An 8,291-nucleotide genomic window follows, 5' to 3' on the forward strand; every position below is an offset into this window, starting at 1 on the left:
GTGGGGCGGGTCTGCTGCACCGATAGGTGACACCTGATCTGGCTCGCCTCGCGGCGGCCGGGGGCGTCGGAGCCACGACGGTCGGCATGCCCGTACGGTGTCTACCCCCAGCGGGCCGAGGACTAGCGACGCGGCAGCTTGCTGACGGCGCGCTGCCACCGCTGTCGAATCCAATCACCCACAGCCTCACGGCCCGCCGGCTCGGTTGTGGGCCCACGCGATGGCTGCACTCGGGCGACGAGGCGCTCGTGCTGCTCTCTCCGCGCCGCGTGCTCAGCTGCTCGTTCCGCCCAGGGGTCACGGCCCGCAAGGACGGCTGCAACGTCTGGGATCTCCCTACTGATCTCGGTGACAGCTGTCGACACAGCCTTGAGGTGCTCGACACCCTTCGCCAACTGTCGTTCGGGCGAGCGCGAACCTGTCGACTCGGTTCCGGTGCGCACGAGGTCAACGTCCAGCGGAAACACGTCGGTGTACTGACCCTGCTGGTCGTCGCGGTAGTTGACCAAGACGGTGACTTGGTCGGGCACGCCCTCCGCGTTTGATGACTCGCCAGCGCCGACGTAGTAGACGTTCGAGAGTTCCCGTCCTGGGGGCAGGACTGTGATCGGCTTGCTGTACCGGCGCACGATGAACGGGACGATCGATCGCTCCCCATCGGGAGCCCTCTCCGCAGTGGGCAACGGTGGATCGAAGGTCACCATGAGATTGCGCGCCGTCGACTGCCCGTAGTTCCTCACCACCAGAGCGATCGACGTCGTGTACGGCGTCGGAATGAAGTCTGCGACGACGACCGGCCGGGACCGTGCCGTGCTATCGCGTGCCTGCTGACGGAAGGAGCGGATCGCCACGACAGCGGTGAGGACTGCAGCGAGTCCCAGCACGCCATTGATGGCAACGAGCGCACGATCGACGTTCCACCACTCGGCGAACGACCCCAACCAGTCCATGCCGCATGGTCCACCACGGCAGCGGTGTCGGGCTACTAGGGTGCGGGAATGTCGTGGCTCCAGCGAGTGCTCGGTCGCCGAAGCGACCCGGCCGTCAAACCCCGCTCGCGGACGCCCCCGCCGTCTCCGGGTCAGCCCGTTGAGCCCACCCCATGGGACATCGAAGCGCTCCGAGGTCGCGACGCCCACACACTGACCGACACCGAGTTCGAAGCCGTCAAGGCGGACCGCGCCGACGGTATCAAGCGCCGGCCGCACATTACCCCGATCCGTCGGGACGAGTACCTCAGCCCGGCAGCCGAAGCCCATCACGTGACCACCGATGCCGACGGCCTGCCCAACCTCAAGCTCTCCCGGCATCGCAAGCAGCTCGTCCTCACCGTGGATCAAGGGATGATCAACTTCCGTTCCCGGACGCTGCACCGGCTCGACATCTTCACGTTCCGCCTACGAGGGGTCAGCCACTACGAGGGCGCAGTCACCAAGACCTCCCTCCAGCCCGGCACGACGCTGCGGCTCGTCCGAGAACCCGAGAACCAGTTCGACCCCAACGCCGTCGCGATCTACCCGGCTCGTGGACGTGAGTGCCTCGGGTACGTGAACCGTCAGAACGCTGCCCGGCTCGCGCGCCGCCTTGACGCTGGTGAGGAGTTCACCGCCATCACAATGAGCGGGAGCCCTGCTGGGCACAACGGTGACCCGGTGACGGTCCTCATCGCCCCCCCACGAGTGCTCGAACGCCTCCGGCGATGACGCCCTTCGTCCCCCGTGATCATTCTCGAGTATGGGCGTGCTCTCGCGGGAGCACCGAGCAGGGCTAACGGCGATCAGCGGTGGGCAACGGCGTGCCGGCGCGGCGCGGGCAGCGATCCGGTGCCGTCGACAGGTGTGCCCGCCATGACCCAGGCAGGGCGGCGAGCTCCTGCCCCGAGCGTGTCTGCGTCTGACGACCAGGGCTGCGTTGGGCGCTAGGTCATCCCTGTACCACATGAGGTGTTGCACAGCACGCAGGTGAGGAACCCGGACGGTTCTCTGGGGTGTCGGTCGTGACAAGGAGGGAAGCGCCGGGCCTAGCGCCCGTCGCATCGGGGGATCGTTGGCCGCGGCGCTCGGGAAGGGCGCGCCCTGTAGTTGCACAGACGACGCTCCACCGCTGCTGCGCCAGACAGGCGGCCAGGGCGCTGACGCAGGCAGGTCGCCGCTGACGGTGTTCGGGCGCGGGACCGCTGCTCCAGCCATGAGGGTGCGGAGGGCCGCAGTTCGAGGGCAGGGACCCCCTCGGCTCCAGACTTGCACCGACCGCAGACGCCTTCGGGTACGCCGCTGGCATCATGAGCATCGCCGCAGATGGGAAGGAACCCCGTGGACGCCAAGACCTACCCGTTGCAGGAGATCCTCAAGCCTGAGCGCCGATACATCATCCCGACGTTCCAGCGCGACTACGAGTGGACGCTCGATGGTCAGTGGAAGCTCCTGTTCGAGGACCTGGAGAGCACGGCTGACAGGCTGGTCGATGCGCGCGCGAGTCAGAGTGAGAGTTCGGCCATCCTGAAGAACAAGGAGCAGAACGTCACACCCCACTTTCTAGGGGCGATCGTGTGCGCAAGCCTCCCGTTCGCCACGGGCGGTGTCGCGTTGCGCTCGGTGATCGACGGTCAACAGAGGCTCACCACGATCCAGCTCCTTGTGCGGGGGCTGCTCGACGTCCTGCAAGAGACCGGGTCGGATAGGCGCAAGTCCGTCCGTCGCATGCTCTTCAACCCCGACGACGTCGTGGACTCGCCCGAGGAGGTGCACAAGCTCTGGCCGCGGCGACGGGACCGGGAGGTGTGGCCGACCGCGATGGGGGATGCGGTCCCGGCCTACGCCGGAAGCAAGGACCACCTGTACCTGCAAGCACGCCGCTACTTCGCCGAGGCCGTGCGCGAGAGCGTGCGCAACGACGCAGGCGAGCCCGCCCCCGAGCGGCTCCAGGCCCTTGCCGACGCGTTGTCGAGCCTGTTCAAGCTCGTTGTCATCGACCTCGAGGACAACGACGACGCGCAGGTGATCTTCGAGGTGCTCAACGGACGGCAGACGCCCCTCGCTGCGATCGACCTCGTGAAGAACCTGCTCTTCCTTCGCGGTGAGCTTGCCGACGACGACGTCGACCGGCTCTACGACACCTACTGGGCGGGCTTCGACGACGACTGGTGGAAGGCCGTCGTTGGCCGGGGCCACGCGGCCCGCGGGCGCCGCGACGTCCTGCTATCGGTCTGGCTCACCGGTGTCTCAGGTCAGGAGGCGAACGTGAGCCACCTGTACCGCGAGGCGCGGGAGTACCTCAACGGACCGGGCGCACCTGACACGGAGCACGTCCTGCGCGAGCTGAGCGACTACGCCAAGGCGTACCGCGCCATCTACGGCGCAGAAGCCGTCGATCCGCGCCTGCGTGCGTCGTACGACAGGCTGAACGAGTTCGAGATCACGACGGCAGTGCCCCTGCTCGCCTGGCTGCGCATCGCATCGCCTGATGTGATCAGCCTCGACGACGAGGTTCGCGCCGTCCGCGCAGTGGAGTCGTGGGCGATGCGCCGCTCGTACGTGGGTTGGCAGACCCGTGGATACGGCACACACCTGGCTCGCGTCCTGCGCGCGGCGAAGAACGCGTCCGACGCAGGCAAGAACGTCGGGGATGCCGTGGTCGATGCGCTTCAGAACGGCGCGCTCGCCTGGCCCTCGGACGCCGAGGTTCGCGAGGCGTTTCGAACACGGCCGTTCTACAACGCCGTCGCGCAGTACCGCATCCGCGCACTGTTCCGTGCAATCGACGACCAGCTACGCAGCGAGGACCCGCACGAACCGCCCGCGGCGATCGGGTTCGATGGCCTGCAGATCGAACACGTGATGCCACGTAGTTGGATGACGCACTGGCCGCTGATCGGCGTCGACGGCACGCCGGTCGATCCTGATGCCGGAGACGCCGCGTCCGTGCAACGGGTCTTGGAACGTCGCCAGGCTCTCGATCGACTGGGCAACCTGACGCTCGTCACGCAGGCGTTCAACCTCGACGTGTCGAACTTGGGGTGGCCCGCGAAGCGGCCGGAGTTCGCGAAGCAGGGCGCCCTCGTGATCAACAAGGGCGTCGCCGCCGTCGAAGACTGGACGGAGTCCGAGATCGACGCACGAGGCGCGCTCCTCGCAGCCGTGGCAACCCGCGTCTGGCCAGGCCCGATTGCTCTCGGTGGGACGGTACGAGTGAGCTCCGCGCCGGCGCCGGGCCGGCCCGCGGCGGTCCGGGCGGAGCCTGGCGGTACGGGGTCTGACGGGCCCGTGCCAGGACAGCCTGTCGGCTCCGTCGCACCCTTGGTCACAGCGCTCGAGACCCTCGGCATGCGTGTGGTCGACGCCGACGCTCCGTGGCCCGGCTGGGGGGTCGTCGTGAAGTGCATCGGCGGCAGCGCCTATCTCAATCGGACCAACGTCGACGTGCGGGGCGACCAACCCGGCCAGGTTGCAGCGTGGGCAGCGGCGGGGCATGGGGAGGAACGAGGCAACTACCTTCGGATCGCGCTCCGATGACCAGGGCCGCAGCCGCTGGGCGTCCACCGCCCTCTTGATCGGTGCCCACGCCGGGGCGGCTGTGCCCAGTTGCAGTCCTAACCTGTGCCCTCCTTGACCTGCGGAGATGCAACGCTGCTGGTCACGAAGTTGTCCAAAGAAGCCACAGCCAGACCCTGGGAGATCTCCCAGGTTGACGAAGAGCCGGGGACTCTAGGGCCCCCGGCTCTTCGTCGTCCAGCGGACAGCAGCTACGCCGATGCCCGGCATCCCGGACCGTGCGGCGAGGCGGCGACGGCGCAGTGAGCCCGGACGGTCGGCGGTCCGATGAACAGCCGCGGGATGGGGGCATCGCCGCTGCGGGCGGTCTGCGGACCGGTGGCGCCATGGACACGGTCCCGGCTCTCTCCGCCGTTCCCGCGCACGGGTGACCGCGACGCTCGGTCGGACAGCGGCCGCTACGACGCCGGAGCCGACTGCCCCGCCCGTCGTGGGCATGTCGGCACGTCGCCGTGATGTGCGCGTGCCGAGGTGCCGCGCGTCCTCGTCGCTCTTGGTGACGACCGGCAGGCATCACGATCACCAACCTGGCCCCGCACCTCGAAGGCCGACGACATGAGCTCGTGGTTCGGTAGGGAGGCCCGCACGGTCGGTACTGGAACCGATACGGCGCTGGCCTACCGCCATTGGGCTGGGGGACGAGGCCACTCTCGCGGGCACTCCGCTAAGCGCGCCTACTCGACCGTCTGGAAGCTCAAACCACGGTCGGCGATGCGCTGCAACAGGACCGACAACGTCGCGTCTGACTTGCCTGTTCGGCAACCGCCGCCAAGGATCATGTCGCAGTTGGCGTCTGTGTGCCGGCTTCGTCGTCCCTCGTCGCTGGTGACGATGCACTCGCTGGCGATGGCCAGCGCCACCTTCCCACGGCCGCCTGCATGGATGAGCGGACTGCGTCGGCATCAGCAACGCCCTCGCGCACGTCACGCCAAGCCGCGAAGAGGTCCCGCGTGTCGATGAGGCAGCCGTGGGCCTCAGCGAGGACCGCCAGATCGTGTTCCTGGGGAACGGCGACCTCACGCGTGCCTGGCTCGGTGCCTCGCCAAGCGTTGACGATGTGCCACACGGCGTCTGGCGCGCGACCCTCTGTCGCGGCGAACCTAACGCTTGGACGGCCGGTGATGCGCGGGACGTCACGGACCCTTGCACCCGAGGTGTAGCCCTTCACCTCCACGAGGCAGGTCCAAGCTTGCCCTGGCACGCTCACACGCAAGTCCTCGAGCCGTCCCCCGGATTCAAGCGAGTGATGCGAATCCATCTGCTCGACCATGTAGCCGAGGTCGGTGAGAAGGCCGGCGACGGCGGTTTCGAGGTCTGGGCCGTCGGCCGTCAAGGCTCTCTGCGGGCCGCTCGCTGCCTCGGATGCGGCAAGTTCCAGTTCCACGCGGGCACGCGCTTCGCGGGAGGCAAGCTCGTCAAGTATGGCCCTTCGTTGATTGTCGATCGTCGCCAGTGCGGTGATGGCTCGACGGGTCTCCGGTGTCCCCCAGGTGTGCTTGCGCTGCCAATCGGGAGACCCTGGGAAGCGGTCCGGGTCCACGTCGTGAAGGAGCTCCAAGACGGATGCCAGCCACGCGACGTGGTCGGTTGTCTCCTCGGGCAACGCCCAGACCCAGGCACCTTCGCGACGCCTGAAGAAGGCTGCCCATGGTTCGCGCTCTGTGCCGGCGACGGCCAGATTGAACCGCCCCTTGCCCGGCGGCAGTCCGCTGAGGCCGACCCTCCCCGGACCAGGATCCCGAGCGATGACAGATCGCTGAACGAGCGAGCGGAGGGGCCCCTGCAAGTTGTCGGGGACAACGACCGAACGCGCGTGCAGCGCAAGGTTCCGGCGTGGCGCGTACCACGAGTGACCGAAGTACGTCTGACCGAAGTTCGCACCGCCGAACGCGAGAACGTGGACTCCCTCGGGTTGCTCCGGCTGCGGGTGGAATGACACAACGAGATCCCAGTCGCTGGCGTGGACCTTCAAGACGTCCTCGCCGAGCACCCCGTTGGTAGGCGCCAACGCGGTGAGGGAGGTCAGCAGGGTCTCGTCCGCCACTGACTCGAAGAGGACTCGAGGATGGGGCGCGTCGTCCATAGATCGAGACGATAGCCGCGGTGCGTGGCTAACGGTCCGAACTGAAGGCGATCGGGTCGTGGCGCGGTCGTACGATCCGGTTAGGGCCGTCAAGAGGCGCGGGTAGCTGGGCATGGCTGGCATCGATGATGCGGGTGTCACAGGTTGCGCAGCACCGGCATCTGGGGATCTCCCACGGATGTGCGTGTGAGTCCCCCTCGCGCACAGGACCCCGATCGGACCGCCGTGCGGCCGGGGTCCTGCTGCGTCCGGGCTCGTCGCGCGTCGCCGGAGCGGCTCAGGCGGTCGGGGACGGATCGCCCTCGAGCGAGCGCTCGTACCACGTGCTGGCGAGGCCGAGGGCGCCCGCGACGAGACCCGAGACGACGCCGATCGTCGTGTGCGGTGCGCGGACGCCACGCGCGCGGCGGCGCTCGCCCCAGCGGAAGATCGCCCGCTCCATCGCGACCGTCACGGCGACCGTGGCGACGACGCCCACCGCGGCGGCCGCACCCAGCGCGAGCGTGCGCGTGCGCGACCGGCGAGGGCCGGCGTCGAGGCCCGCGCTCGCCGCGTCGAGCACGGGGACCGTCGACGTCAGCGCCTCGATCCGCTCGCGCGCCGAGGTCTCGACGCCCTCGGCTGCGCCGCGCCCGGCTGTGTCTTCGGCCCTGCCCCGCCCTGCCGTGTCCTCGGCCCTGCCCCGCCCTGCCGTGTCTTCGGCCCTGCCGCGCGCTGCGCCGTACGCGCCGCCCGCCACGAGGAGGCCAGTCTTGAGCACGCCGCGCCATCGCCGGGAGCGGACGACGTCGGGCATCGCGTACCAGAGCGTGACGACGGCGGCCGAGACGACCCCCTCGACCACGGCTCCTCGAGCCGAGCTGCTCCCCACGGCGTCCTCCTCGTGCGTCCGGGTGACGGTCCTGCCTGCCGAACGGCTCGCCACCGCGCGGAGTTCCTCGGCTGAGCACGCCCCGGGAGCGCGCGCGCCAGCACGTGACCCCGGGGAGCACCCCAGGATGTGCGGCGCACGTGACCCCCGGTGCCGGCGGGACCGGTGAGACCCCCACGAGCCACAGCGGCCCCACAGGTACCGAGCGCCGCACATCCTGGGGCGCGCCGCCGGCCCCGTCCGGTGACGACGGCCGGTCGGGTGCGTCACGGACGCTGATGACTCGTGCGTCCGGGTGAACGTCCTCCCCGTTCGGGTGGATATGGCCGATCCGGCGCTCGCCGTCGGGCACTGTGGGCGCGGCCCCAGCCGATCATGCTCCCTCGTCCCACGGAGGACCCGTGCGCCTGCACGCACCCCGAACGATCCTCGTCGCCCTGCTGTCGGTCCTCGCGCTCGTCGCGGCACCGATGACGGCTGCGGCCCACCCCGCCTCCACGTCGTCGATGACGGGCGCGGGAGCCTGGGTCACCGTCGCGCCCACCGTGGCGTGGGGCGGGTCGAGCGGGACGCAGGTCGCGGGCGGTCAGGCGCGCGTCGTCACGCTCTCGCCGGGCCGGCAGGTCCCGGTCGACGCCGCAGCGCTGGTCGTGCAGGTGCAGGTCACGGGCGCGTCCGCCGCGGGCGAGCTCGCGCTGTGGGCAGCCGGGGCGCCGCAGCCGGCCGACGCGGCCGTCGCCTTCCCGGCGGGGGCGTCGTCCTCGACGGCGCTCGTGGTGACCGACGC

6 protein-coding genes are annotated in these 8,291 nt (G+C 69.5%); 3 read left to right on the plus strand and 3 right to left on the minus strand.

All coding sequences use genetic code 11. The annotated features are described in order from the left end of the window. Window positions 1-122 precede the first annotated feature (122 nt). Window positions 123-950, minus strand: coding sequence for a hypothetical protein (locus ICW40_RS05775; protein ID WP_221652885.1), 828 nt, complete (start codon window positions 948-950; stop codon window positions 123-125). Window positions 951-998: 48 nt separating this feature from the next. Here ICW40_RS05775 and ICW40_RS05780 point away from each other — a divergent pair, with 48 nt between their 5' ends. Together ICW40_RS05780 and ICW40_RS05785 are read left to right on the plus strand one after the other, a co-directional pair. Further along, entirely contained in the window at window positions 999-1,703 is a 705-nt protein-coding gene (locus tag ICW40_RS05780; protein ID WP_221652886.1) for an HIRAN domain-containing protein, read from the plus strand. 609 nt (window positions 1,704-2,312) lie between these two features. Then, entirely contained in the window at window positions 2,313-4,511 is a 2,199-nt protein-coding gene (locus ICW40_RS05785; RefSeq protein ID WP_221652887.1) for a DUF262 domain-containing protein, read from the plus strand. Between the two features lie 814 nt (window positions 4,512-5,325). Here ICW40_RS05785 and ICW40_RS05790 read toward each other — a convergent pair. After that, on the minus strand, window positions 5,326-6,633 hold the full coding sequence (locus ICW40_RS05790; protein ID WP_221652888.1) for a hypothetical protein: 1,308 nt from the start codon (window positions 6,631-6,633) through the stop codon (window positions 5,326-5,328). A gap of 277 nt (window positions 6,634-6,910) precedes the next feature. Beyond that, window positions 6,911-7,504, minus strand: coding sequence for a hypothetical protein (locus ICW40_RS05795; RefSeq protein ID WP_221652889.1), 594 nt, complete (start codon window positions 7,502-7,504; stop codon window positions 6,911-6,913). 401 nt (window positions 7,505-7,905) lie between these two features. On the opposite strand from ICW40_RS05795, the gene ICW40_RS05800 reads away from it, so the two are divergent. Next, on the plus strand, window positions 7,906-8,291 hold a 386-nt coding region (locus tag ICW40_RS05800; RefSeq protein ID WP_221652890.1), incomplete at its 3' end, for a hypothetical protein.

It is taken from the genome of Actinotalea ferrariae, assembly GCF_019733465.1.
Lineage (GTDB): Bacteria > Actinomycetota > Actinomycetes > Actinomycetales > Cellulomonadaceae > Actinotalea > Actinotalea ferrariae_A.

Coding starts and splice junctions, on each gene's coding strand:
- ICW40_RS05775 (WP_221652885.1), bottom strand. CDS start 950: ATGGACTGGTTGGGGTCGTTCGCCGAGTGGTGGAACGTCGATCGTGCG.
- ICW40_RS05790 (WP_221652888.1), bottom strand. CDS start 6,633: ATGGACGACGCGCCCCATCCTCGAGTCCTCTTCGAGTCAGTGGCGGAC.
- ICW40_RS05780 (WP_221652886.1), top strand. CDS start 999: ATGTCGTGGCTCCAGCGAGTGCTCGGTCGCCGAAGCGACCCGGCCGTC.